Source organism: Shewanella sp. SR43-8 (assembly GCF_014163775.1).
Taxonomy (GTDB): Bacteria; Pseudomonadota; Gammaproteobacteria; order Enterobacterales; family Shewanellaceae; genus Shewanella; species Shewanella vesiculosa.
In genome coordinates this window covers 1-236 of the sequence record NZ_JACJDX010000053.1, presented here as the reverse complement: position 1 = coordinate 236, position 236 = coordinate 1, and the positions used below count along the sequence as shown (strand labels likewise).

1 protein-coding gene is annotated in these 236 nt (G+C 53.8%); it reads left to right on the top strand.

Going from position 1 to position 236, the window contains the following annotated elements; translation table 11 throughout:
* A partial coding sequence (locus tag H5114_RS20320) for a cadherin repeat domain-containing protein (RefSeq protein ID WP_182723894.1) occupies nt 1-236 on the top strand: 236 nt, incomplete at both ends.

Below are 236 nucleotides of genomic sequence, written 5' to 3'. Positions count from 1 at the left end.
GCTTGGTTTGAGATTGATCCCGTGACCGGTGTCATCAGCTTGACCCCAGCGGGCGTGGCCGCCGTCGCCAATGACTTTGAAGCCCTGGCGAACGTGCACAATTTAGTCGTCGGCGCCTCAGATGGTGTCAACACCACCAACATTAACGTCACCCTCACTGAGCTTGATGTCAATGAAACGCCTGAGTTCACCCCACCCGTGGGCGAAACCAGCTACAACTTTACGTATTTTGAAAA